Here is a 23,347-nt window from a genome sequence, read left to right on the forward strand (position 1 = left end):
GCCGTGCGCCGTGCGCCGTGCGCCGTGCGCCGTGCGCCGTGCGCCGTGCGCCGTGCGCCGTGCGCCGTGCGCCGTGCGCCGTGCGCCGTGCGCCGAAGTCTGCTCGCGCAGCAGCGATGCGGCTAACCGCATGCAGTGCAACGCGACACCTTCAGAGGGCGACCAACCCCGACTGATAGGCGAAGACCACCAACTGCGCCCGGTCCCGGGCGCCCAGCTTGATCATTGCGCGGCTTACGTGCGTCCGAGCCGTCGCCGGCGAGACCACCAACCGCCCCGCGATCTCCTCGTTGGACAAGCCTTCACCCACCAGGCCGACGATCTCGCGTTCGCGGTCCGTCAGGGTGCCCAGCTGCGGGTGCGGCTTCAACGTCCGCGCCGGTCGGGTGGAGAACTCGCGTACCACCCGCCTGGTCACCGACGGCGACAGCAGCGCCTCGCCCGCCGCCACCAGGCGGATCGCGCGGAGCAGTTCCGCCGGCTTGGTGTCCTTGGTCAAGAAGCCGCTGGCTCCGTGCCGCAGCGCGTCGAACACATACTCATCCAGCTCGAACGTGGTCAGCACGATCACCCGGGTGTGCTCCAGCGCCGGGTCCGCCACGATCCGGCGGGTCGCCTCGATGCCGTCTATGCCGGGCATCCGTACGTCCATCAGCACGATCGACGGCGACGTCGCCGCGGCGGTCGCTACCACTTCGATGCCGTCGGCGGCCTCGCCTACCACTCGCATTCCGTCTTCCGCCTCGACCAGCGAGCGCAGCCCGATTCGCACCAGGTCCTGGTCGTCGGCGATCAGCACACCGATCTCTTCCACGGCACTCACCGATCCTCGTCCGACGACAACCCAGCCCCTACCGGCAACGACGCGTGCACCCGCCAGCCTCGGCCCGCAGCCAGCGGCCCGGCCGTGAGCGTCCCACCCAACGCCGTCACCCGCTCCCGCATCCCCTGCAGGCCATGGCCAGGGACGTCACCGACCACCCCACCACGGCCCGTGTCCGTCACCTCGGCCTCCACCGACGCGGGCAGATACGTGATCACCACCGCAGCGCTCGCGGCCCCCGCGTGCCGCAGCACGTTGGTCAAGGACTCCTGCACCACCCGGTACGCCGCCAGGTCCACCGCCAGCGGCAGCTCAAACGCCGAACCGACCACCGACAGCGACACCGGCAGCCCCGACTCCGCCAACCGGTCCCGCAGAGCCGGCACCTGGGCCAGCCCCGGCGCCGGCGCCCGTTCGCCGCGCGAGCGCAGCACCGACAGCGTGACCCGCAACTCGTCGAGCGCCGCCTTGCTGCTGAGGCTGATCCGGGTCAGCGCGGCCTCCGCCTCCTCCGGCTTGCGGGGCAGCAGATGCAACGCGATCTCGGCCTGCATGTTGATCGCGGCCAGCCCGTGCCCGACCACGTCGTGCACCTCCTGGGCGACCCGTAGCCGCTCGTCGTCCGCGATCCGGCGCGCCTCGTCGGCCCGGGACCGCTGCACCGCCTCCCGGCTCACCTTGACCGTCACCCCGATCGCGAACGGCACCGCCACGAACGCCGCCGCCGGCAGCAGGCCGCCGAACTTCGTGTTGGTCGGGTCCGTGAAGGGCACGAAAGCGTGGAGCGCCAGGAGTACGAAGGCGCCACCGCAGAGCCAGGCCGCACGGCGCAGCGGCACCTCCTCGGCCATCGTGTAGATGACCACCGCCAACGTGATCAAGATCGGTCCGTAGGGGAAACCGATGATCAGGTACGCCGCGGTCATCCCGGCCACGACGGCGAGCGTGCTGACCGGCCACCGGCGCCGCACGAGCGTCACCGCCGCCGCCGCGAAGATCAGCCCGTACGCGAGCGCGTCCAGCGGCGTCCGCAGCGTTCCGGTCGCCTGCTGGTTCTCCTGCGCGAAATGTGACCCGAAGGCACCAATGAGCAGCAGGAACGCCGTGACGAGCCCGTCCGCCACCCAGCGCCGCGCGGCGCCCCGGCGGGCAGACGAGCTCATCACAGCCTCCACACGTCAGAGAATGTCACGGCGGCGCAGGACCACCGCCCCCAGCGCCAGGAAGAAGACCAGGTACGCCGCCACCACCAGCGTCGCCGGCCCGCCGCCCATCAAGGCCGAGACACCCGGCGTGCCGGTCGGCGCGCCCAGCGCGGCCACCAGCGCCCCGGCACCCGGCCCGGGCAGCCCCCGCTGCGCGCTGTCCACCCACGGCAGCAGCGGCGCCGCCAACTGCGAGATCAGGTTCTGCACGGCCAGCATCCACACGAGCCCGAGCCCGACCGCCAACGCCACGCCGCGCAGCAGGATGCCCAGCACCGCCCCGAACATCGTCCACATCGTCGCGATCAGCCAGCCGGCGCCGATGCCCCGCACGATGTCGAACGCCGACGGGAACGTCAGAGAGGCGTCCTCGGCCAGAGCGATCAACACGCTCGCCACCGTGCCCATCAGGAAGATCGCCAGCACGAAGCCGAGCGCGGCCACCGCGAGCACGCCGAACTTCCCGAACAGCACCGTCGTGCGGGACGGCCCCTGGGTGAGCACGGTCTTCCAGGAACCCCAGCCGTACTCGCCGCCGACGAACAGCACACCCAGCACGACCAGCAGCGCACCGAGGAAGACCGGGTAGCCGCCGAGCGTGTTGCCGACGATGTTCGCCGGCAGGGTCGCCGCCAGGCCCCGGTCGGCGGTGGCACCGGTGGTGCCGGACGTGGCACCGAGATACGGAATCACATAGGCGAAGAGCGCCCCGAGCGTCAACGCGATCCCCAGCAGCAGCCAGGTCGCCGGCCGCTTACCCAGCTTCAGCAGCTCCGCGCGAAAACTACCGACCATTGCTCTCGCCTCCGGTGAGCTCGAGGAAGACCTGCTCCAGATCACGTTCACGGGTACGCAGCTCGCTGACCGCGATCCCGGCCTTGACCAGCGACTCGTTGATCTCCGCAGCCCGCGAAGGCGAGACGGTCACGTCCAGCGCCCCGTCCACGACCGCCACCGCCGCGGGCCCGAGCAGCAGGCGCAGCCAGGCGACCGCGTTGTCCAGCGGCGCGGCGAGAATCCGCAGCCCGGCGCCGCTGCGGAGCTCGGCCACCGTGTTCTCCGCGACCAGCGCACCCCGTGCGACGATGCCGACCCGGTCGCAGATCTGCTCGACCTCCCCGAGCAGGTGACTGGAGATCAACACCGTCGATCCGGCCGCCCCGAGCCGGCGGATCAGGGTGCGCATGTCGGCCATGCCGGCCGGGTCGAGCCCGTTGGTCGGCTCGTCCAGGATCAACAGCTGCGGGTCCTTGAGCAGGGCCGCCGCGACGCCGAGCCGCTGCTTCATGCCGAGCGAGTACGTGGCGAACTTGTGCCGCGCCCGATCCGTGAGGTCGACCAGGTCGAGCACGACGTCGATCCGCCGGTCGTCGACACCGGCGTAGCGGGCCAGCACCCGCAGGTTGTCCCGCCCGCTCAGGTACGGATAGAACGCCGGCCCCTCGATCAGCGCGCCGACGCCGGAGAGATCACCGGGCGGCCGGCCGTGCAGCAGCACCCGCCCGCTCGTCGGCCGCACCAGGCCGAGCAGCATCCGCAGGGTGGTCGTCTTCCCGGCGCCGTTGGGGCCCAGGAAGCCGTACACCTCACCGGCCCGGACCGACAGATCCAGATCCTGCACGGCGACCACCTCGCCGTACCGTTTCGTCAGCTTTTCGCACACCACCGGTTCCATGCCCACAGGCTTCCCGCAGAACCGGCAAAGAGCGTCAGTGCGCGAGCGGCATCCCGCGTACGCCCGGCAGCGTAGAAAGGCGCCCGAAAGCGCCGCCTCAGGACGCAGCGGCAGCCAGCACAGCCGCTTCGACGGCGGCCTCACCCGCCCCGATGCCGACCAGGTAGAAGGCGTCCACCACGTCGCCACCCAGGGTGGAGATCCGCGCGGCCCGCACCGATGCCCCGGCCTCGTCGAGCGCGCTGGCCACCCGATAGAGCAGGGCCGGCGAGTCAGCGGCCCGCAGCTCGAGCACGACCGCGTCGGTCGCCGCGTCCCGGTGCCAGACCACCCGCGGCGGCGCCCCGGAACCGGCCGACCGGCCACCCCGACCCCGCAGCCGCTGCGTCACCGACACGTCCCCGGCCACCGCCCGCCGCAGGTCGTTGGCCAACGCGATCGGATCCGGCGAAGTGCCATAGCGCGGAGACGTGACGAACTCGACCAGCGCCCGATCCTCCACCGTGGACACGTCGGCCCCCCGCACGTCGAGCCGGTGCAGCGCGAGGCACCCGGCCACTGCCGCCAGCAACCCGCGCCGGTCGGCCGCGGCCACCGCGACCCGGTCACCGTCGAGGTGTACGGCCGGCAGCGGCCCCTCCACCAACGCCGGGTCGGGGGTCGGCAGCGCGGGCAGCACGCCGGTGTCCAACGCAGTGTGGGTTAGGCGCACGAGCGTGTCGATCAGCCGGCCCTTCCAGTCGGACCAGGCGGCCGGCCCGGTGGCCCGCGCGTCGGCCCGGGCCAGCCCGTGCAGCAGGTCCAATGTGGTCGCGTCGCCGACGGCCGAAGCGACTGCGGCGATCGTCTTCGGGTCGGAGAGGTCCCGGCGGGTGGCCACCTCGGGCAGCAGCAGGTGCAGCCGGACCAGCTTCTCGATCAGTGCGACGTCGGCCGCCGGCAGCCCGATCCGGGCGGCCACGGCGGCCGCGACCGGCGCGCCGGCGGTGCTGTGGTCGCCGGGCAGGCCCTTGCCGACGTCGTGCAGGAACGCGGCCAGCAGCAGCAGGTCGGGCCGGTCGACCTCGCGGGTGAACCCGGTCGCCTCCGCCGCCGCCTGCACCAGGTGGCGGTCGAGGGTGAACCGGTGCACCGGGTTGTGTTGGGGCAGGCTGCGCATCCGGGCCCACTCCGGCAGCCAGCCGTCGACGAGCCCGTAGCGGTCGCAGGTCTCCCAGGCCGGCACCAACCCGGCACCGGAGCCCAGCAGGGTGATCAGCGCGGCAAGCGCGGAAGCCGGCCAGGGCGACGGCAACGGCGGGCAGTACGCGGCCAGCCACTCGCAGGTCGCCCGGGAGATCGGCAGGCGGGTCGTGGCGGCCGCGGCGGCGACCCGCAACGACAGCGACGGGTCCGGCCGGGCCCCGATCGCGGTGCGGGCCAGCACGAGCTCGCCGTCCTGCTCGACCACGTCGCGGGCGACCGGGCGGCGCAGCGGCTTGCCGTCACCGCCCCGCCGGCGGATCACCCGGACCCGGTCGGCGGCCCGCCAGGCGTCGTCGAGGGCGTTGGCGACCGTACGCGCGTCACTGGCCACCCGCCGCAGCAGCGCGTCGCCGTCGTCGAGGCCGAGCAACCCCGCCACCGCGAAGCGCTCCTGTGCCACGAGCCGGTCGACCCGCCGACCGACCGCGATGTGCAGCGCGTCGCGGGTGTCCAGCAGCCGCAGGTGCGCGGCCCGGACGGCCGGCCGCAGCGCGTCGGTGACACCGGAGCGCGCGATGCCGCGCAGCACACCGACATCGCGCAGCCCGCCCGCCGCCTCTTTGAGATCACCCTCCAGCAGGAAAGCCAGCTCGCCGTGCGCCTCCCAGCGGGCCGTCGTCACGGAACGCAGCGCGGGAAGCTGCCGGATAGCGGTGCGCCGCCACTGGTCCGCGGCCGCGGCGGCGAGCGAAGCGGTCAGGTCGGCGTCGCCGGCGATGTGCCGGGCGTCGAGCAGCCCGAGTGCGACCTTCACGTCGTCGTGCGCGACGGACAGCGCCTCGGGCAGGGTCCGCACGGAGTGGTCGAGGCCGAGCCTGGCGTCCCAGATCGGATACCAGAGCGACGCGGCCAGCTCGTCCATCCCGGGCACGCCCGCGTGCAGCAGCACCAGGTCGAGGTCGGCGTGCGGGGCGCACTCGCGCCGCCCCAGACCGCCGACGGCCACCAGCGCGACGCCGGCAACCGAGGCGGGAAACAACTCCCGGAGCCACGCGTCCAACGCGGACGCGCGGGCGTCCCGGGCAGCGGCCCCGATGCCGTCAGGAACGGGAGGAACAACAGGAGCGACCGAGGGACCGACTCCAGCCGAAGCTGGCGCCGATCCCCCGGTCGTCGTCATGCCACTCAGAGCGCGTCGAGGCCGCGCTCGCCGGTGCGGACCCGGACGACGTCCTCGACGGGCGTCACCCAGACCTTGCCGTCACCGATCTTGCCGGTCCGTGCCGCCGTGACGACCGCGTCGACCACCTTGTCGACGTCGATCTCGTCGGTCAGCACCTCGACCCGGATCTTCGGCAGGAACTCCACCGTGTACTCGGCACCCCGGTAGACCTCGGTGTGCCCCTTCTGGCGGCCGTAGCCCTGCACTTCGCTGACGGTCAGGCCAGCCACGCCGAGGGCGTGCAAGGCCTCTTTGACCGCGTCCAGCTGGTAGGGCTTGATGACCGCGGTCACCAGCTTCATATCCAACCCCTCCATCGCTAGAAAACTTAGCCTGAGACCTTCTCGCTGACCGGTTTCTCGTCTGGAACGTCGCTGTTCGATTTCGCCGTGGTGATCCCGGCGAGCTGGAACGCGCTGGCGGAGCCGCCACCGCCGGCCGGCGACAGGTCGTACGCCGACTCGGCGTGCTCAGCCACGTCGATGCCCTCGACCTCGGCCTCGGGCGAGGTACGCAGGCCGATGACCTTCTTGACCACCCACGCGATGCCCATCGCCAGCACCAGCGAGTACACCGTGACGATCGCGCTGCCGGCGAACTGGCGACCGAGCTGGGTCGCGCCGCCGCCGTAGAAGAGGCCGTTGCTGGCACCCAGCACGTCGGTGATGGCGCCGTTGACCTGCGTGGTCGCGAAGAAGCCGATCGACAGGGAGCCGATCCAGCCACCGACGAAGTGCACGCCGACCACGTCGAGCGAGTCGTCGAAGCCGAGCTTGTACTTCAGGCTCACCGCCAGGGCGCAGACCGCACCGGCGATGGCACCGACGATCACGGCCGGGATCGGGGCGATGAAGCCACACGCCGGAGTGATCGCGACCAGACCGGCGATCGCACCGGACGAGGCACCGACCAGGGTCGGCTTTCCGCCTCGGATCCATTCGACGATGATCCAGCCGAGTACGCCGGCCGCCGTCGCGACCTGGGTGTTGAGGAACGCCACCGCCGTGGTGCCGTCCACCGTGAGCTCCGAGCCGGCGTTGAAGCCGAACCAGCCGAACCACAGCAGGCCGGCGCCGAGCGCGACCAGCGGCACGTTGTGCGGCTTGGTGCTCTCCTTCGGCCAGCCGATCCGCTTTCCGAGGATCAGCGCCAGGCCGAGCGCGGCCGCACCGGCGTTGATGTGCACCGCCGTACCACCGGCGAAGTCCAAGGCTTTGATCTTGGCGCCGATGAAGCCGCCACCCCAGACCCAGTGGGCGACCGGGATGTAGACCAGCGTGAACCACGCGCCCGCGAACAGCAGCCAGCCGGCGAACTTCATCCGGTCGGATACCGCGCCGCTGATCAGAGCGACGGTGATGACCGCGAACATCATCTGGAACACGAGGAACACGTACACCGGAATGCCGGTCGTTCCCCAGATGTCACCGAGGAAGTTCGTCTCGGTGCCGAGGTACTGGGTGAAACTGCCGATGACGTTGTTGAGCCCGGAGTTGCCGTTGGAGCCGAATGACAAGGTGAAGCCGTAGATGACCCAAAGCACTGAGATGAGCCCGATCGAGCTGAAGCTCATCATCATCATGTTCAGTACGCCCTTGGACCGGTTGAGGCCGCCGTAGAACAGCGCCAGACCCGGTGTCATGAGCAGCACCAGCGCGGACGACAGAAGTAGCCAGGCGGTGTTCCCGGTGTCGATCTCCACGCTGCCTCCTCTCGGTAGGTTTCCTCCCTCCGGCAGGCAGAGCAGCGTCGCCCGACAGCCGGTTCGGGCTGAAGCCTCCCGGGCCGCTGTTTCGCGCAAGGTCGCGAGTCGGTTACCGCATCGTGACGGGTTGTTTCGTACGTGTGAAGAAACCCGCGATCAACGCAGTGCGTATTCCAAGGTGTGGCGTTCGTAGTCGAGCAGGCGGAGATCACGCATCGGGCGCCGAAGGTGACCCTTGTGCACGATCCGGACGAACGCCGGGTCGCCCGCGGCCGCCATCCGGCGGATGCCCTCCACGTGGTCGACGATCCGCTTGCGGATCGTGCGCACCAGCCGGTGCCGGTCGCGGGGGATCAGCCCGTACGCGTCGGCGAACATCCGCAGGCGCTGCGGCCGGTTGGGCCGCTTCCAGCCGAGCGTGTAGGAGTCACGGTCGGAGAACAGCGGCACCCAGGTCCAGGCCGCGTAGGCGACGTCGTAGATCCGCGCGCCGGGCGAGGCCAGGTCGAAGTCGATCAAGGCCAGAGTGCCGTCCGGACGCCAGATCACGTTGTGCGGCGCCGCGTCGTGGTGACAGATCACCTCGGTGTCCGGCGGCGGCGGCCCGAACGAGCGCCAGACCGCGTTGCGCTCCGGCGCGAAGCCGTACTGCGCGTCGTGGAACATCCGCAACATCGTCGCGACCGTGATCAGCGCTTCGTCGGTGACCCAGTGCGGGGCCAGCGGGTACTCGCCGCACTCCCCCTCGAGGTAGGAGAGCACCTCGCGGTTGCGCTCGTCCATGCCGAGCACGCGTGGTGAGCCGGTAAAACCGACATATTCGAGGTGACGCAGCAACGCGTGCACGGACGGGGTCCACGGACCGGCGTTACGCCGGACGGTGTCGCCGACGCGCACCACGGTGCTGACGTTTCCCCCGCGCAGGGGAACTTCGTGCTGCGTCACCGCGTTCCTCGCTCCGCTCGTCACTGGTGACTGAGTGCTGAGCCGGCTGTTGGGCTCGCGAGGCGAGCCCACAAACGGTCTCCCGAGCCCGGAGGCCTGCCAGTCGTAAGACACCCGAGGTTACGCGTCCGTGCCAACAAGGGCGTCGACGAAGGCGGCCGGCTCGAAGGGTGCGAGGTCGTCCGGGCCCTCGCCGAGACCGACCAGCTTGACCGGGATGCCGAGCTTGCGCTGCACGGCGATGACGATACCGCCCTTGGCGGTGCCATCGAGCTTGGTGAGCACGACACCGGTCACGTCGACCACCTCGGTGAACACCCGGGCCTGCTCGAGCCCGTTCTGACCCGTCGTGGCGTCGAGCACGAGCAGCGTCTCGTCGACCGGGCCGTGCTTCTCGACCACCCGCTTGACCTTGCTGAGCTCGTCCATCAGGCCGACCTTGTTCTGCAGGCGGCCCGCGGTGTCGACCAGCACGGTGTCGACGCCCGTGTCGACGCCCTTCTTCACCGCGTCGAACGCGACGCTGGCGGGGTCGGCACCCTCGGGGCCGCGGACCACCTCGGCGCCCACGCGGCCGGCCCAGGTGGCCAGCTGCTCGGCGGCGGCGGCGCGGAACGTGTCGGCGGCACCCAGCAACACGGAGTGCCCGTCGGCGATCAGCACCCGTGCGATCTTGCCGCATGTGGTGGTCTTTCCGGAACCGTTGACGCCCACCACCATCAATACGGACGGCTTGCCGCCGACCTTGAGCGAGCGGTCCAGCGTGGGGTCGAGCGCCTCGACGAGCTCGGCGGTGAGCAGGGCGCGCAGCTCCGTCGGGGTGCGGGTGCCGAGCACCTTGACCCGCTCCCGGAGCCGGCCGACGATCTCGCCGGTCGCCTCGACGCCGACGTCCGCGCCGATCAGGCTGTCTTCGATCTCTTCCCAGGCGTCGTCGTCGAGCCGGTCCCGGGAGAGCACCGAGAGCAGGCTCTTGCCGAACACGTTCTGCGAGCGGGAGAGCCGCCCGCGCAGCCGGACCAGCCGCCCGGCGGTGGGCGCCGGGGTCTCGATCGTGGGAGGGGCGGGCGCTTCGGGCGCCTCGGCCGGCCGTTCCGGTGCCAGAATGCCGACACCACCGGCCTCCTCGGCGGACTCCTCGGGTGCTCCGGTCGGGCGTGGCGGGGCCGGCGGCACCCGGCGGCGCAGCCGGGGCACGAGCAGGCCGACCCCGGCCAGCAGCAGCACGCCGGCCAGAACGATTCCGAGGATCACGTATTCCATACCGAAATCCTGACATGCCGCGCGCGGACCCCTGCGGCGGCCGGTGTGAGGTGTCGCGCCTTCGGCTATGGCGCCGGGGCACCCTGGGTAGAAAGGATGGTCCCGGTCACTGTTCCGTCCTGGAGGTAGGAAACGCATGTCGACCGCACGTCTGCTGATCGGTCCGGTGCTCCGCCGGGTCGTCGACACCCGGGCCACGATCTGGGTCGAGACGGCGACGCCTGCGCTCGTCACGGTGCGTGCGGAGGGAGGTGCGGAAGGTAGCGCAAACACCTTCACCGCCTTCGACCACCACTACGCGCTGGTCGTCGTCGAGGGGCTGCCGGCCGACGCGGTCACCCCGTACGAGGTGTTCGTCGACGAGGAGAAGGTGTGGCCGGAGCCCGACTCCGCGTACCCCGGGAGTGTGATCCGCACCCGCATGGGTGACGACCAGGGCCAACCGGTCAAGTTGGTCTTCGGATCGTGCCGGGAGGCGACACCGCGCTCGACCGGGCACAAACTTCCCCCGGACGCGCTGGACGCGTTCGCGCGGCGACTGATGGCCGACGAGGGGGTCCGGCCCGACCTGCTGGTGCTGCTCGGCGACCAGGTCTATGCCGACATGACCTCCCAGGAGGTACGCCGGTTCCTCCGCAAGCAGCGCAAGCGGCGCAAGGCCAAGCTGACCGACGCGCCGCCGCACCAGGTCGTCACGTTCCACGAGTACACCCAGCTCTACCTGGAGTCATGGCGCGACCCGGAGATCCGCTGGCTGCTGTCGACGGTGCCGAGCGTGATGATCTTCGACGACCACGAGATCATCGACGACTGGAACTCGTCGGCGTCGTGGCGGGTAGCGGCCCGCGAGCAGCCGTGGTGGGCCGAGCGGATCACCAGCGGGCTCGCCTCGTACTGGGTCTACCAGCACCTGGGCAACCTGCACCCCGACGAGCTGGCCACCGACGCGCTCTACCCCAAGGTGGTCGGCTCCGGCGACGCGACCGAGATCCTGCGCGAGTTCGGGGAGCGCGTCGACAAGGAGGCCGACGCGGCGCACGACACCGAGCGCTGGCGGGCGACCCAATATCAGTGGTCGTACCGCGTCGACCTCGGCCGGACCCGGCTGGTCGTGCTCGACAACCGGTGCAGCCGGGTGCTCGACCCCGACTCCCGGGCGATGCTGCCGCCCGGCGAGTGGTCGTGGTTCCTCGACCAGGCCCACGGCGACTACGACCACCTGGTGGTCGGCTCGTCGCTGCCGTGGCTGCTGCCGCACGGCATCCACCACCTGGAGGCGTGGAACGAGCGGCTGGCCGCCTCCGACCGCGGCTTCGTGGCCAGCGCCGCCGAGCGGGTGCGCCGCGCCGTCGACCTGGAGCACTGGGCGGCGTTCCAGCGCTCGTTCGAGGACCTGGCCGAGCTGTTCGCCCGGATCGGCTCCGGCCCGCGCACGACCGGCGGCGAGCGGGTCGGTGCCGGCCCGGCCTATCCCGCGCCGGCGTCGATCAGCGTGCTCTCCGGCGACGTGCACCATTCCTATGTGGCCCGGGTCCGCTTCCGCGACCACGAGGTGAACACGCCGGTGCACCAGCTCACCTGCTCGCCGATCCACAACGCGGTGCCGGCGGTGATGAAGCCGGTGATGACGCTGGGCTGGTGGCGCGGCCCGTCGGCGCTGGTCCGGGCCCTGGCCAAGACGGCCCGGGTACGCAAGAACAGCATCGGCTGGCGCAAGCTGGCCGGCCCGTACTTCGGCAACGCGGTGAGCACGCTCTCGCTATCGGGGGTCTCGGCCGCGGTCACCATCGAGGGCACCCGCCCCGACGGCGTCCTGACCCGGGTGGCGTCGCTGCCGCTGACCGAGCCCGCCGAGCCGCAGCCCCCGGTGCCGACCCAGAAACCGGGCGGCGTGCCGGCCACCGAACCGGCATGATGCCCCGATGACCTGGGTTGCCCCTGACATCGACCGCCGCAACGAGCCGTACGTCGCCGACGAGCGCACCATGCTCCAGGGCTGGCTCGACCTGCACCGTGACACCCTGCTCTTCAAGTGCCAGGGTCTGACCGCCGAGCAGTTGACGCGCCGGACGGTCGAGCCGTCGACGCTCAGCCTGCTCGGCCTGGTGCGGCACATGGCGGCCGTCGAACGAAGCTGGTTCCACCGCGCGGCGGGCGCCGCGCACGAGAACCTCTTCTACACCGACGACAACCTGGACGGCGACTTCAACGACGGCACCGCGGAGTCGGCCGAGGCGGACTTCGCGACGTTCCGCGCGGAGTGCGCCAAGGCCGACGCCCTGGTGGCCGATCTGCCGCTGGACCACACCTTCGACACGACCCGCGACCGCACGATCAACCTGCGCTGGGTCTACACCCACATGATCGAGGAGTACGCCCGCCACAACGGCCACGCGGACCTGCTGCGCGAACGCCTGGACGGCAAAACCGGCGACTGACCCGTGCTCAGCGGCGGGCGATCAGCCGGTCGGTGAGGATGGTCAAGACCTCGGCGAGCACGTCTTTGCCGACGCGGCCGAGATGCCGGTGTAGGTAGCGCAGGTCAATGGCGCGGATCTGCTCTGTCATCACGAAGCACGGAGTATGCAGGCCGTTTTCCGCGTCCGGCACGACAGGCACGTGATTCGGGACGCCACGGTTGGTCGAGGTCAGCGGGCAGATCAGCGCCAGGTTGGGGATGCGCGCGTAGTCATGACTATGGACGATCAGGACGGGACGTCGCCCAACCTGCTCCACTCCACGGATGTGCCGTTCGCCGAGGTCGGCGATGTAGAGGGTGCCCGCTCTCACCGGTCATGCACGGTCGACGGCACATCGTCGATCATCTCCGGCGGCGTCGGGAAGGGACCGACGGCCGGTAGGTCTGCGTACTCGGGAAACTCATCGTCATCGCCACCGGCATAGCCGTCGGCATAGCCGATCGAGACCTTCTCCCAGAACTCATTGCGCTCAGCGATGTCCAGCAACACTTCTATCTCCTCCCCCATCGGTCGACCATGTCGGGCTGCCCATGCCGCTAGTCGGTCACGAGTGGCGGATTCGACGCTGATCGTGGTCTTGCCCATATCGATGAGGGTAGCGGGAGGCATTCATGATCGCATGCCTAAAGCTATGCCAGATTGAGTGCCGCTCGGATGTAGGGAAGGTCGGCCGGCCCGGTCCAGCGATAGGCAGCCAGCCCCGCGGCGCGCGCCCCCAGCACGAAGCGCTCACTGTCGTCGACGAACAACACGTTCCGCGGCGGGGTCCGCAACGCCAGGCACGCCGCGCCGAAGTACTCCGGAGCCGGCTTCGGGATCCGCAGCTCCGACGAGTTGATCACCGCGTCGAACTCATCGACCAGGCCCAACGTACGCAGGTCGGCCGGAAGCAGATCCGTGGCGTTCGTGGCCAGCCCGACCTTGATGCCGGCGGCCCGCGCCTCCCGGATCAGCGCCAGCAGCCCCGGCTCGACGGTGCCCCGGTACTGCTCCCACTCCTTGACCGCGGCCCGCGCCCGGTCCGGGTCGCCCGTCTGGTCGGCGAGCTCCGCCGCGATCACGTCGGCCCACTCGTCGTGGGTGATCTCGCCGATGATCGCCGGCATCAGCCGCGACCAGTCCAGCGCGGCCATATAGAGCGCGCCGGGCTTGAGGTCGTGCGCCGCCTCGATCCCGTGGATCACGGCCGGGTCCCAGCGGCGCAGGGTGCCGTCCAGGTCGACCAGCAGCGCGGTGGCCTTCGGGCGCATCAGTCCTCCTCGCCGCCGAGTCGCTGGCTGATCACTTCTGTGACGCCGTTGCGCATGGTCACGCCGTACAGGGCGTCGGCGACCTCCATCGTGCGCTTCTGGTGGGTGATGATGATCAGCTGGCTCTTCTCGCGGAGCTGGGCCATCAGCGTGATCAGCCGGCCGAGGTTGACGTCGTCCAGCGCCGCCTCGACCTCGTCCATGATGTAGAACGGGCTGGGGCGGGCCCGGAAGATCGCGACCAGCATGGCCACCGCGGTCAGTGAACGCTCACCGCCCGAGAGCAGCGAGAGCCGCTTGATCTTCTTGCCCGGCGGGCGGGCCTCGACCTCGACGCCCGTGGTCAGCATGTCCTCGGGGTCGGTGAGCACCAGGCGACCCTCGCCGCCGGGGAACAGCACCGTGAAGACCTGCTCGAACTCGCGGGCCGTGTCGTGGTACGCGTTCGTGAACACCTCGAGGATCCGGTCGTCCACGTCCTTGACCACGGTGAGCAGGTCCCGCCGGGTGTTCTTGAGGTCCTCGAGCTGGTCGGAGAGGAACTTGAACCGCTCCTCCAGCGCCGCGAACTCCTCCAGCGCCAGCGGGTTGACCTTGCCCAACAGGGCCAGCTCGCGTTCCGCCTTCGCGGCCCGCTTCTCCTGCGTCGGCCGGTCGTAGGGCAGCGCATCGGGCTCTGGCTCACCCGCCGCGGCGGCCGCGGCCAGAGCAACCTGCGTCGGGGGTACGGGCTGCGCCGGGCCGTATTCGGCGACCAGCGTCTCGACGTCGAGCGAGAAGTCCTCCGCGGCCTTGATCTCGAGCTGCTCGATCCGCATCCGCTGCTCGGCCCGGGCCACCTCGTCGCGGTGCACCGCGCTGGTCAGCCGCTCCAGGTCGCTGGCGAGCCGCTTGGCCGCCGCGCGCACCTCCTGGAACTCGGCCTCGCGGGCGGACCGGGCGGACGCGACGGCGTCGCGGGTCTCCTCGGCGGCGGCCAGCGAGACCGCGACCCGGGCCAGCGCCTCGCGGGCGCCGATCTCCACGGCACGGGCGATGCCGGCACCACGGACGCGGGCGGCCTTGCGCGCGGCCGTGCGCTCGCGGGCGGCGCGCTCGGCGGCGGCCTGGCGGGCCAGCGACTCGGCGCGGCCGGCGATCGACGCGACCCGCTCCTCGGCGGTGCGGACCGACAGCCGCACCTCCATCTCGTTCTGCCGCGCCTGCGGCACCATCGCGGCGAGCTGGTCGCGCTCCTCGGTCGACGGCTCCTCGTCGATCGGGGTGGTCTCGGCCAGCTCGAGCCGGGTCTCCAGCTCGGCCAGCGCGGTCAGGTCCCGGTCGCGGGCCTCCTGCGCCCGGGCCCGGGAAGCGCCGAGGCGCTCGGTCTCCGCGGCGGCGGACCGGGCGGCGGCGCCGAGCTCGGCGAGCCGGCGGGCGGCGGCGTTGCGCTGCCCCTCGGCGGCCCGCTTCTCGCGCTCGGTGACCTGCACGGCCTCCTTGCGCCCGGCGACCGCGGCCCGCGCAGTGGCGAGCTGGGTGCGGAGCTGCTCGATCTGCTCCTCGGCGGTGGACCGGTTGGTCGCCGCCTCGTCGACCGCCGCCTGCAGCTCGATGAAGCTCTGTGCCTTGGCCGAGCCACCCGCGGCGGCGTACGCGCCGACCACGTCGCCGTCCGGCGTGACCGCGCGCAGCTGCGGGTTGTCGGCCACCGCGCGGGTGGCCAGCTCCAGGCTCCCGGTCAGGATCACGTCGCGCAGTGCCCAGTGCACGGCCGGCCGGATCCGCTCGTCGCAGCGGACGACGTCCGGCGCCCACCGCGCACCGTCGGGCAGCGCCGGGCGCAGCGTGTCCGGGGAACCGATCATGCCGGGGCCGGCCGGCGTGCCGACCAGCAGCGACGCCCGCCCGGCGTCCTGGATCTTGAGGTAGCGCATCGCCTCGGCGGCCTCGTCCACGCCGGCGACCGCGACCGCGTCGGCGAGCGCGCCGAGCGCGGCGGCCAGCGCCGCCTCGTGGCCCGGCTCGACGGTCAGCATGCCGGCCAGGCTGCCGAGCAGGCCGGGTACCTGGTCGGCCCGGCTCAGCAGCGCGCCGGCACCGTCCTTGCGCCGCAGGCCGAGTGACAGCGCTTCTTCGCGGGCCTTCCAGGTCGCCGCGTCCTTCTCGGCGATCCGCTCGCGGTTGGTCAGCTCGCGGACCTCGGCCGCGGCGGCCTCGTGCGCGGCCACGGCCTCGTCGTGCCGGGCGTCCAGGTCGGCGTCGGCCAGGTCGGCCTCCGACGACTCCGCCGCGACCGCGTCGACCTCGGCCTGCGCCCGCTGGGCCCGGGCCTGCGCGTCGGCGTGCGCCGTGGCCAGGCGTTCGATCTCCTCGGAGCCGCTGCTGCTGCGGGCGCGGGCGGCGTTGACCTGGCCGGTGAGCTTGGCGAGCCCCTCGCGGCGGTCGGCGATCGCCTTCGCGGCCGCGCGCAGCGCCTGCTCGGCCGCGGCGAGCTGGCGCTCCAGCGCCTGCCGGGACTCGACCGCCTCGGCGAGGTGGGTCTGGTCGTCCTTGAGGGCGGCGCGGAGCGTGTCCTCCTGTGCCCTTATGCGCTCGGACTCAGCGGCCAGCTCGTCGGGGTCGCGGCCGGGGCGCTCGTCGTCGGGGGTGGCGCTCAGGTGGCGCAGCCGCTCGCTGGCCAGCTGCTCGGTGGACCGGAAGCGCTCCTGCAGCGCGGACAGCTTGTACCAGGCGTCCTGCGCGGCCGCGAGCAGCGGCGCGTCCTCGGCCAGGGCGGCCTCGAGCTGGGTCAGCCGGCGCTGCGCCTGCTCGTGCTCGTCCTCCACATATTCCCGCCGCTCGCGCAGGGCCGCCTCGTCGGCGATCTCCTTGTCGAGGGTGGTGCGCAGCGTGAACAGGTCGTCGGCGAGCAGCCGGAGCCGGGCGTCACGCAGGTCGGACTGGATGCCGGCCGCGCGCCGGGCCACCTCGGCCTGCCGGCCCAGCGGCTTGAGCTGGCGGCGCAGCTCGGCGGTCAGGTCCGTGAGCCGGTTGAGGTTGGTCTGCATCGCGTCGAGCTTCCGCAGCGCCTTTTCCTTGCGCTTGCGGTGCTTGAGGACGCCGGCCGCCTCCTCGATGAAGGCCCGGCGGTCCTCCGGCTTGGCGTGCAGCACGGCGTCGAGCTGGCCCTGGCCGACGATCACGTGCATCTCGCGGCCGATGCCGGAGTCGCTCAGCAGCTCCTGGATGTCGAGCAGCCGGCACGAGTTGCCGTTGATCTCGTACTCGCTCTCGCCGGAGCGGAACATCCGGCGGGTGATCGACACCTCGGTGTAGTCGATCGGCAGTGCGCCGTCCTGGTTGTCGATCGTCAGGGTGACCTCGGCGCGACCCAGCGGCGCCCGGCCGGCGGTGCCGGCGAAGATCACGTCTTCCATCTTGCCGCCGCGGAGGGCCTTGGCGCCCTGCTCGCCCAGCACCCAGGAGATCGCGTCGACCACATTGGACTTGCCGGAGCCGTTGGGCCCCACGACGCAGGTGATGCCCGGCTCCAGCCGCAACGTCGTCGCGGAGGCGAAGGACTTGAAGCCCTTCACGGTCAAGCTCTTGAGATGCACCTAATCGAATCCTCGTCCGACGGCCCGCCGTCGGGGCTCACGTGGGTGTCCAACTCTTCGTGTTCCGGCGCAAGCGTATCCCGGCCTCCCCCCGCAGGCCCGGTAGCTTCCCGGCAGTATGGATCCGTCGTACGGGTGATGCCGGCGACACGCCCACACCTCAGGAGGGCAAAAAGCTGCGCGCCGACACCTGGGTGGCGGCGCGCTTCTGGTGGTGCGTGCGGGTCACGCGGGCCGGCTGTTGCCGGCCGTCAAGATCAGGTCAGTGCGGGTTCCGGGAGCCGGAGCAGACCGTCTGCCTCGGCCGCCGCCGCCGCGAGCCGGTCGTTTTCGGCACGCAACCTGGTGATCTCGAACTCGAGCGCCTGAACCCGGGCACGCAATCGGGTGACCTCGTCGAGTAGACGCCGGTCGGGCGCCGAACCCACGTGGCCGTAGAGGGCCTTCGCCATATCGTCTCCTTGTAAAGCGCAGCCGGAAATGGCCGGCCAACGCGCGCCCAATGCCTCGCGACGTCTGCCCACGGGCACAAGTGGGCACGATCGGGCGCGACTGGCGACACCTCCATGTTCCGCCTGCGGCCCGCGTTCGTCAAGCGCAACAAGAAAGCCTTAGGAATTCCTTAGGCAGATTGCCCGATTCAGCAGGTCACGTATAGCGTCCCGACCTGGCTTGATGCAACAGGTTCGACCCAAAGGGGTCGCGTTAGGAGGGCCGAGTGCAGGACACCGAGCACGCCGGCACAGGAAAGCACCGAAACGCACGGCGTACATTCGGGCCTCTCGGCCTCGCCTTTGTCGTCATGATCATTCTAGGCGGTTTAGGCGCCGGAGCGGCACTGTTGCCATCAAGTTTTATCGGCACCTCCAAGAGCTCCACCAAAGGCGCCATCGCCGGCCCGGGCGACAGCGCCTTCGACGCCGACACCAGCGGTGGCGAGGACGGCCCGGACAGCGACGCCTACGGCGACGAAGCGCTGTCCGAGCCGTCGCCGGCGCCGGTCGAGGTCATCCCTACCGCTCCCCCGTCGCCGAAGCCGACGGTGCGCAAGACCACCGCGCCGAAGAAGACCACCTCGTCGCCGAGCAAGCGGTCGACGACCAGCGGGAACACCGTCTCGGTCTCCGGCGCCGGCGGGTCCGAGCAGGCCAAGGTGGTGGCGGAGACCAACCGGCAGCGCGCGCTGAACGGCTGCGGCGCTGTCACCGTCAACGCCAAGCTGACCGAGGCCGCCCAGCTGCACAGCATCGACCAGGCCGACCACAACACGATGTCGCACGACGGCAGCGACGGCAGCAGCCCGTGGGACCGGTCCCAGGCCGCCGGCTACGACAACGCGATCGGCGAGAACGTGGCGATGGGCTACCGCGACGCCGCCGCGGTCATGGACGGCTGGATGAACAGCCCCGGCCACCGGGCCAACATCCTCAACTGCAGCGCGAAGGCGATCGGCGTGGGCCTGGCCAAGGCGGCCGACGGCAGTCCGTATTGGACGCAGATGTTCGGATCAGTGAAGTAGCTGTCGCTTAGTCGACATCGCACTAGTCGGCGCGGCGCTGGGTCGTTGCCTTCTGCATGACCCAGACCGCCGCCGCCGCGGCGCACGGAGTCCCGTCGTGCGCGTAGCACTGATCAACGAAGGCACCTACCCGTACGCGCCCGGAGGCGTCGGCACCTGGTGCCACCAGATCCTCAACGGGCTCGACGGGCACGAGTTCCACGTCGTCGCCCTCACCGGCCACGGTGGCCCGCGCGAGCCCGCCTACCCGGTGCCGCCCTCCGTCACCGCGGTCGAGACGTACCCGGTGTGGGACCGACCGATCATGGTCTCCGGCGGGATCGCCCGGCACCGCCGCCGGCGCGCCGCGTCCGCCGCGGCCGTGCTGCTCTGCCGCGGACTGCTCGGCGACGACCCGCACAGCGCCGGCATGTTCGCCGACGGGCTGCGCCGGCTGACCGAGCTGTCCGGCGACGGCACGCACCCGCTGTTCGGCACGGAACTGCCCGAGGTGCTGCTCGACGCCTGGCAGGCCTCCGCCGGACCCGCCGCCGGCCGCCCGCCGCTGCCCCGGCTGTCGCTGCGCGACGCCCGGTCCGCCGCGGTGCTGCTCGAGCACGCCGTCCGGCCGCTGGCCTGCCGCACTCCCCGGGTGGATCTCTGCCACCCGGCCGCCGCCGGCCTGCCGGTGCTGGTCGCGCTGGCCGCCAAGTGGCGCGCCGGCACGCCGTACCTGCTCACCGAACACGGCGTCTACCTGCGCGAACGCTATCTGGAGTACGGCGCGGGGATGCCGCTCGCGGTCAAGACGGTGGTGCTGCGGTTCTACCGGGCACTGGCCCGGCTCGGCTACGACGAGGCCGCGTTGGTCGCCTCCGTCAGCCGCTTCAACCAGCGGTGGGAGCTGCGGCTCGGCGCCCATCCGGCCAAGGTCGTGGTGGTGCCCAACGGGGTCGAGCCGCTGCGCTACCCGCCGCTGGCCACCGAGCCGACCGTGCCGACGGTCACCTGGGTCGGCCGGATCGACCCGCTCAAGGACCTGCACACGCTGATCCGGGCGATGCGCACCATCCGCGACGCGGAGCCGCTGGCCCGGTTGCGGCTCGCCGGCCCGGTGCCCGAGACCGGCCGGGAGTACGCGGCGAGCTGCCTCGCGCTGATCGAACGGCTGGGCCTGCGGGCGGCGGTCGACCTCTCCGGCCCGGTGACGTGCAGCCGGCAGGCGTACGCGGACGGTCACCTGGTCGCGCTGTCGAGCATCTCCGAGGGCCTGCCGTACACGATCATCGAGGCGATGATGTGCGGCCGGCCGACGGTCAGCACCGACGTCGGAGGGGTGTCCGAGGTGGTCGGCGGCACCGGGCTGATCGTGCCGCCCGGCGACCCGGTCGCGTTCGGCCAGGCCTGCCTGGAGCTGCTCGGCGACGGCGAGCGGCGACGCAAGCTCGGCGCGCAGGGCCGGGACCGGGCCCTCACGCATTTCACCGTCGACCGGATGCTGGCCGCCTACCGCCAGCTCTACACGGACGTAAGAGCGGCATGAGCGCACCGACGATCGGGCCGGTAGGCAGCGTCCCAGCGCCAAAAGGCCCCCCGCCGAGGTCGATCGCCGATCTGGCCGAGCGGTTCGCCGGCCGCGTGCTGGTGGTCGACGTCGAGGAGCTCGTCGCGACCATCGAGGCGGCCGGCATCAGCGACAGGCAGGCGCAGGTGAGGTACGGCGTGCCGACGGTGTTCGCGCTCGGCGAGGCGGTGCTGGCCCAGCTCTGGGCCCAGCGCGGCCACCCGGGTGCGCGACCGCGCCGGCCCGCGATGGCCCCGTTCGCCCGCGCCGCGCTGGCCCGCGCGGCCCTGTTCCTGACACCGGCCCTGGCCGCCAACGCCGGCGGCGCGACGCTCGACCGGGTCGGCTGGCCGCTGCTCGCGATCACGCTGGTGCTCGGCTGGTCCGGCGGTCAGGCGCTGGCCTGCGCGGGGTACGCCCGCGCCGGGCACGGTGCGATCGGTTCGGCGCTGCGCCGGCTCGGGCTCGGCCTGCTGGTCGGCACCGCCGGGTGCGGCGCCCTGGTCGCCCTCGGTCCGAGCTGGCTGGTCGGTGCGCGCGCGGTCGCGTACGCCGTCTGCGGTGTCGGGCTCGTCGCCTTCGCCACCGTCGCCGCCGCCCTGGTCGGGGACCGGGTCGGCGCGGTGCTGCGCTGGTCGGTGCCCGTCTCGCTGGTCAGCCTCGCGCTGCTGGCCGGGCTGCTGCCGGAGCGCTACACGTGGGTGCTCGGCGCCGCGGTCGGGCTCGCCGCCGCACGCGCCTTCGCACCGGCGCTGCGCCGCGACCCACCCGGCGCCCGCATGCCGGTGCGCACCCCGTACGGCGCGGTGGCCGCGTACCTGCTGATCGGTGCCGGGCAGGCGGGCGCGTTCTTGCTGGTATCCCGGCTGGAGGCGGGTGCCGGGGCGGCCGCGGTCCCGCTGCTGCTGGCCGTGCCGTTGATCGAGCTGTTCGTCGGCTGGCACGCCGCCGGCGCCGCGGCCGGCCTGGACCTCTACGACGACCTCGCCACCTACCGCCGGCACCTGCGGGCGCTGGGCGTGGTCACCCTCGCCGCGCTGGTGCCGCCGCTGGCGATCGGAGCCGCGCTCGTGTTCGCGGCCTTCCGGCTGCCCTACGAGCTGTCCCGCCACCCCGACGCGCGCACGCTGGTGCTGTCGGCGGCGGCCGGCCTGCTGCTGGCCGGCGTCTGGGCGGCGACGCTGCTGCTGGCGACGCGCGGTCGGCTGGTGCTGGCCGCGCTGCTGGCGCTGGCGCCCGTCGCCTTCGCGGTGGTGCCGGTAGCGGGTTGGCTGGTGGCCGTGCCGACGGGCAGCGCCGAGTCGTTGATCCAGGTGTTGTTGCCCGCGACGGTGGCCGGCCTGGCCGCGACCTCGGTGCTCGGCCTCGCCGCCACCGCACACACCGTCTTCCATTCCGGGAGCTACCGATGATCGAGCTGCCTCGCCGGGTGCCCGGCGCCTCCACCGCCGGGCCGGCGCCGACCAGGTTGGTGCCGCTCTACGTGCATCCGCACGAGGACCCGCAGGCCTGGGACCCGGACGCGCTGGCCGGCACCACCGTGATCGTCAACGTGCAGGACGGGCCGGGTGCCGCGCCCGACGAGTCGTACCTGTCGGCGACCGCCCGGCTCGCGCGGGACGGCGTGCCGATGCTCGGCTACGTCGACCTGGGCTACTCGGCCCGGCCGATCGCCGACATCCTCGACGACGTCGACCGCTGGACCGCGTACCCGATGTCGGGTGTCTTCCTCGACCAGTGCCCGACCGGCGCGTTCGGCATGGGCCCGGTGGCGTTGGCGGTGCGCGTCGCCCGCCGGGCCGGCCTGTTCGCGACGGTGCTCAACCCCGGCACGCCGCCCGAGCCGGTCTACCGGGACCTCGGCGTGCCGATCTGCGTGTACGAAGGCGCCTGGGACGACTACCAGGAGTGGACGGGCGAGGGCGCGCTGCCCGGCGACGGCCACCTGATCCACAGCGTGCCGCCGTGGCAGCTCGAACACGCCCGCCGCGTGATGGCCTGGCGCGGTGCCGGCTTCGGCCTGGTCACCGACCGCTGGCCGCCGAACCCGTGGCAGGGCCTGCCGTCGGACTCACCGCGCCCGCTGGCCGTGGTGCCCGGCTAAGCCGCGATACGGGGTCGCGGCTGGCACTTCGGGCACGAGAACGACGAGCGGTTCATGAACGCCTCGCGGCGCATCGGCGCGCCGCAGCGGTTGCAGGGCAGGCCCTCCCGGCCGTACGCGTTCAGGCCCCGCTCGAAGTAGCCGCTCTCGCCGTTGACGTCGACGTAGAGCGCGTCGAAGCTGGTGCCGCCCGCGCGGATCGCCTCTTCGAGCACGTCGCGGACGTGTCCGAGCAGGCGCAGGGCGGCGGGCCGGGTCAGCCGGTCGGTGGGCCGGGCACCGTGCAGGCGCGCCCGCCACAGCGCCTCGTCGGCGTAGATGTTGCCGACCCCGGAGATCAGCGTCTGGTCGAGCAGCGCGCGCTTCACCTCGGTGCGGCGGCGGCGCAGGCCGGCGGCGAAACCCTCGTCGGAGAACTCCGGGTCGATCGGGTCCCGGGCGATGTGGGCGATCTCCGCGGGCAGGTCAGCGCCGCCCGAGGAGACCGACAGGCCGCCGAACGTGCGCTGGTCGACGAAGCGCAGCTCGGGATCGCCGTCGTCGAAGCGGAAGCGGATCCGCAGGTGGGTCTCGTCCGGGGTGCTGGCCGGCTGGAGCAGCATCTGGCCGGACATGCCGAGGTGGCCGACGATCGCGTCGCCGCTGTCGAGCGGGAGCCACAGGTATTTGCCCCGGCGGCGGACGTCGAGGACCCGGCGGCCGACGAGCTGGCCGGCGAAGTCGAGCGGGCCGGGCAGGTGGCGGCGGACCGAGCGCGGGTGGTGCACCTCGACCGACGCGATCCGCCGGTCGGCGACGTGCTTCTCCAGACCGCTGCGGACGGTCTCGACCTCGGGTAGCTCGGGCACCG

At 72.1% G+C, this 23,347-nt stretch carries 21 protein-coding genes; 6 read left to right on the top strand and 15 right to left on the bottom strand.

The features are described 5' to 3' along the window. Positions 1-151: 151 nt before the first annotated feature. The 9 genes from CHC05_RS35100 to ftsY form a co-directional block, all read right to left on the bottom strand. Positions 152-823 carry a response regulator transcription factor gene (locus CHC05_RS35100; RefSeq protein WP_245871378.1) on the bottom strand — a complete coding sequence of 224 codons (672 nt, stop codon included), beginning with the start codon at positions 821-823 and terminating at the stop codon, positions 152-154. Further along, entirely contained in the window at positions 820-1,986 is a 1,167-nt protein-coding gene (locus tag CHC05_RS35105; RefSeq protein ID WP_089254946.1) for a sensor histidine kinase, read from the bottom strand. The genes CHC05_RS35100 and CHC05_RS35105 overlap by 4 nt, the downstream gene beginning before the upstream one ends. Positions 1,987-2,001: 15 nt before the next feature. Beyond that, entirely contained in the window at positions 2,002-2,823 is an 822-nt protein-coding gene (locus tag CHC05_RS35110; protein ID WP_089254947.1) for an ABC transporter permease, read from the bottom strand. Next, a complete protein-coding gene (locus tag CHC05_RS35115) occupies positions 2,813-3,703 on the bottom strand; it encodes an ABC transporter ATP-binding protein (RefSeq protein ID WP_089254948.1) in 891 nt (296 codons plus the stop codon). The genes CHC05_RS35110 and CHC05_RS35115 overlap by 11 nt, the downstream gene beginning before the upstream one ends. Positions 3,704-3,800: 97 nt before the next feature. Continuing rightward, a complete protein-coding gene (locus CHC05_RS35120) occupies positions 3,801-6,068 on the bottom strand; it encodes a [protein-PII] uridylyltransferase (RefSeq protein WP_089254949.1) in 2,268 nt (755 codons plus the stop codon). Between the two features lie 5 nt (positions 6,069-6,073). After that, positions 6,074-6,412, bottom strand: a complete 339-nt coding sequence (locus CHC05_RS35125) for a P-II family nitrogen regulator (RefSeq protein ID WP_176984980.1) — start codon at positions 6,410-6,412, stop codon at positions 6,074-6,076. Between the two features lie 26 nt (positions 6,413-6,438). Next, entirely contained in the window at positions 6,439-7,812 is a 1,374-nt protein-coding gene (locus tag CHC05_RS35130) for an ammonium transporter (protein ID WP_089254951.1), read from the bottom strand. Between the two features lie 159 nt (positions 7,813-7,971). Beyond that, a complete protein-coding gene (locus CHC05_RS35135) occupies positions 7,972-8,874 on the bottom strand; it encodes an aminoglycoside phosphotransferase family protein (RefSeq protein ID WP_425426893.1) in 903 nt (300 codons plus the stop codon). 6 nt (positions 8,875-8,880) lie between these two features. Beyond that, on the bottom strand, positions 8,881-10,023 hold the full coding sequence (gene ftsY / locus CHC05_RS35140) for a signal recognition particle-docking protein FtsY (RefSeq protein WP_089254953.1): 1,143 nt from the start codon (positions 10,021-10,023) through the stop codon (positions 8,881-8,883). 136 nt (positions 10,024-10,159) lie between these two features. Between ftsY and CHC05_RS35145 the strand changes: the two genes are divergently transcribed. Both CHC05_RS35145 and CHC05_RS35150 read left to right on the top strand, forming a co-directional pair. Then, the gene (locus CHC05_RS35145; protein WP_089254954.1) at positions 10,160-11,938 is read left to right on the top strand and encodes an alkaline phosphatase D family protein; all 1,779 of its coding nucleotides are present in this window, start codon (positions 10,160-10,162) and stop codon (positions 11,936-11,938) included. Positions 11,939-11,945: 7 nt separating this feature from the next. Beyond that, positions 11,946-12,461: a DinB family protein gene (locus tag CHC05_RS35150; RefSeq protein WP_089254955.1), complete on the top strand. Its 516-nt coding sequence runs from the start codon at positions 11,946-11,948 to the stop codon at positions 12,459-12,461. A 7-nt stretch (positions 12,462-12,468) separates the two neighbouring features. Here CHC05_RS35150 and CHC05_RS35155 read toward each other — a convergent pair whose 3' ends face one another. The 5 genes from CHC05_RS35155 to CHC05_RS35175 form a co-directional block, all read right to left on the bottom strand. Beyond that, positions 12,469-12,813: a type II toxin-antitoxin system PemK/MazF family toxin gene (locus tag CHC05_RS35155; protein WP_089254956.1), complete on the bottom strand. Its 345-nt coding sequence runs from the start codon at positions 12,811-12,813 to the stop codon at positions 12,469-12,471. Next, entirely contained in the window at positions 12,810-13,088 is a 279-nt protein-coding gene (locus CHC05_RS35160; protein WP_144022908.1) for a hypothetical protein, read from the bottom strand. The genes CHC05_RS35155 and CHC05_RS35160 overlap by 4 nt, the downstream gene beginning before the upstream one ends. A 44-nt stretch (positions 13,089-13,132) precedes the next feature. Next, the gene (locus CHC05_RS35165; protein WP_089254958.1) at positions 13,133-13,756 is read right to left on the bottom strand and encodes an HAD family hydrolase; all 624 of its coding nucleotides are present in this window, start codon (positions 13,754-13,756) and stop codon (positions 13,133-13,135) included. Beyond that, entirely contained in the window at positions 13,753-17,331 is a 3,579-nt protein-coding gene (gene smc / locus CHC05_RS35170; protein ID WP_089254959.1) for a chromosome segregation protein SMC, read from the bottom strand. Before smc ends, CHC05_RS35165 begins: the two co-directional genes overlap by 4 nt. Before the next feature lie 257 nt (positions 17,332-17,588). After that, the gene (locus tag CHC05_RS35175; RefSeq protein ID WP_089254960.1) at positions 17,589-17,783 is read right to left on the bottom strand and encodes a hypothetical protein; all 195 of its coding nucleotides are present in this window, start codon (positions 17,781-17,783) and stop codon (positions 17,589-17,591) included. A gap of 266 nt (positions 17,784-18,049) precedes the next feature. On the opposite strand from CHC05_RS35175, the gene CHC05_RS35180 reads away from it, so the two are divergent. The 4 genes from CHC05_RS35180 (at position 18,050) to CHC05_RS35195 (ending at position 22,497) form a co-directional block, all read left to right on the top strand. Continuing rightward, positions 18,050-18,850 carry a CAP domain-containing protein gene (locus tag CHC05_RS35180; protein WP_218824779.1) on the top strand — a complete coding sequence of 267 codons (801 nt, stop codon included), beginning with the start codon at positions 18,050-18,052 and terminating at the stop codon, positions 18,848-18,850. Positions 18,851-18,947: 97 nt separating this feature from the next. Beyond that, positions 18,948-20,372, top strand: coding sequence for a GT4 family glycosyltransferase PelF (pelF, locus tag CHC05_RS35185; RefSeq protein ID WP_089254962.1), 1,425 nt, complete (start codon positions 18,948-18,950; stop codon positions 20,370-20,372). Beyond that, positions 20,369-21,805 carry a hypothetical protein gene (locus tag CHC05_RS35190; RefSeq protein ID WP_144022909.1) on the top strand — a complete coding sequence of 479 codons (1,437 nt, stop codon included), beginning with the start codon at positions 20,369-20,371 and terminating at the stop codon, positions 21,803-21,805. The genes pelF and CHC05_RS35190 overlap by 4 nt, the downstream gene beginning before the upstream one ends. Further along, a complete protein-coding gene (locus CHC05_RS35195; RefSeq protein ID WP_089254964.1) occupies positions 21,802-22,497 on the top strand; it encodes a spherulation-specific family 4 protein in 696 nt (231 codons plus the stop codon). The genes CHC05_RS35190 and CHC05_RS35195 overlap by 4 nt, the downstream gene beginning before the upstream one ends. Here CHC05_RS35195 and mutM read toward each other — a convergent pair. Further along, positions 22,494-23,345 (bottom strand): bifunctional DNA-formamidopyrimidine glycosylase/DNA-(apurinic or apyrimidinic site) lyase, encoded by an 852-nt coding sequence (gene mutM / locus CHC05_RS35200; protein ID WP_089254965.1) that lies wholly within the window; start codon positions 23,343-23,345, stop codon positions 22,494-22,496. The genes CHC05_RS35195 and mutM overlap by 4 nt on opposite strands. Positions 23,346-23,347 lie beyond the last annotated feature (2 nt).

Origin of the sequence: Asanoa hainanensis (genome assembly GCF_900188485.1) — a bacterium.
GTDB lineage: Bacteria > Actinomycetota > Actinomycetes > Mycobacteriales > Micromonosporaceae > Asanoa > Asanoa hainanensis.

Excerpts from the sequence above, each read along its gene's own strand:
- CHC05_RS35125 (WP_176984980.1), bottom strand. The coding sequence starts at position 6,412 with ATGAAGCTGGTGACCGCGGTCATCAAGCCCTACCAGCTGGACGCGGTC.
- CHC05_RS35120 (WP_089254949.1), bottom strand. The coding sequence starts at position 6,068 with ATGACGACGACCGGGGGATCGGCGCCAGCTTCGGCTGGAGTCGGTCCC.
- ftsY (WP_089254953.1), bottom strand. The coding sequence starts at position 10,023 with ATGGAATACGTGATCCTCGGAATCGTTCTGGCCGGCGTGCTGCTGCTG.
- CHC05_RS35195 (WP_089254964.1), top strand. The coding sequence starts at position 21,802 with ATGATCGAGCTGCCTCGCCGGGTGCCCGGCGCCTCCACCGCCGGGCCG.
- CHC05_RS35160 (WP_144022908.1), bottom strand. The coding sequence starts at position 13,088 with ATGGGCAAGACCACGATCAGCGTCGAATCCGCCACTCGTGACCGACTA.
- CHC05_RS35105 (WP_089254946.1), bottom strand. The coding sequence starts at position 1,986 with ATGAGCTCGTCTGCCCGCCGGGGCGCCGCGCGGCGCTGGGTGGCGGAC.
- CHC05_RS35145 (WP_089254954.1), top strand. The coding sequence starts at position 10,160 with ATGTCGACCGCACGTCTGCTGATCGGTCCGGTGCTCCGCCGGGTCGTC.
- CHC05_RS35175 (WP_089254960.1), bottom strand. The coding sequence starts at position 17,783 with ATGGCGAAGGCCCTCTACGGCCACGTGGGTTCGGCGCCCGACCGGCGT.
- CHC05_RS35190 (WP_144022909.1), top strand. The coding sequence starts at position 20,369 with ATGAGCGCACCGACGATCGGGCCGGTAGGCAGCGTCCCAGCGCCAAAA.
- CHC05_RS35150 (WP_089254955.1), top strand. The coding sequence starts at position 11,946 with ATGACCTGGGTTGCCCCTGACATCGACCGCCGCAACGAGCCGTACGTC.
- CHC05_RS35110 (WP_089254947.1), bottom strand. The coding sequence starts at position 2,823 with ATGGTCGGTAGTTTTCGCGCGGAGCTGCTGAAGCTGGGTAAGCGGCCG.
- CHC05_RS35115 (WP_089254948.1), bottom strand. The coding sequence starts at position 3,703 with ATGGAACCGGTGGTGTGCGAAAAGCTGACGAAACGGTACGGCGAGGTG.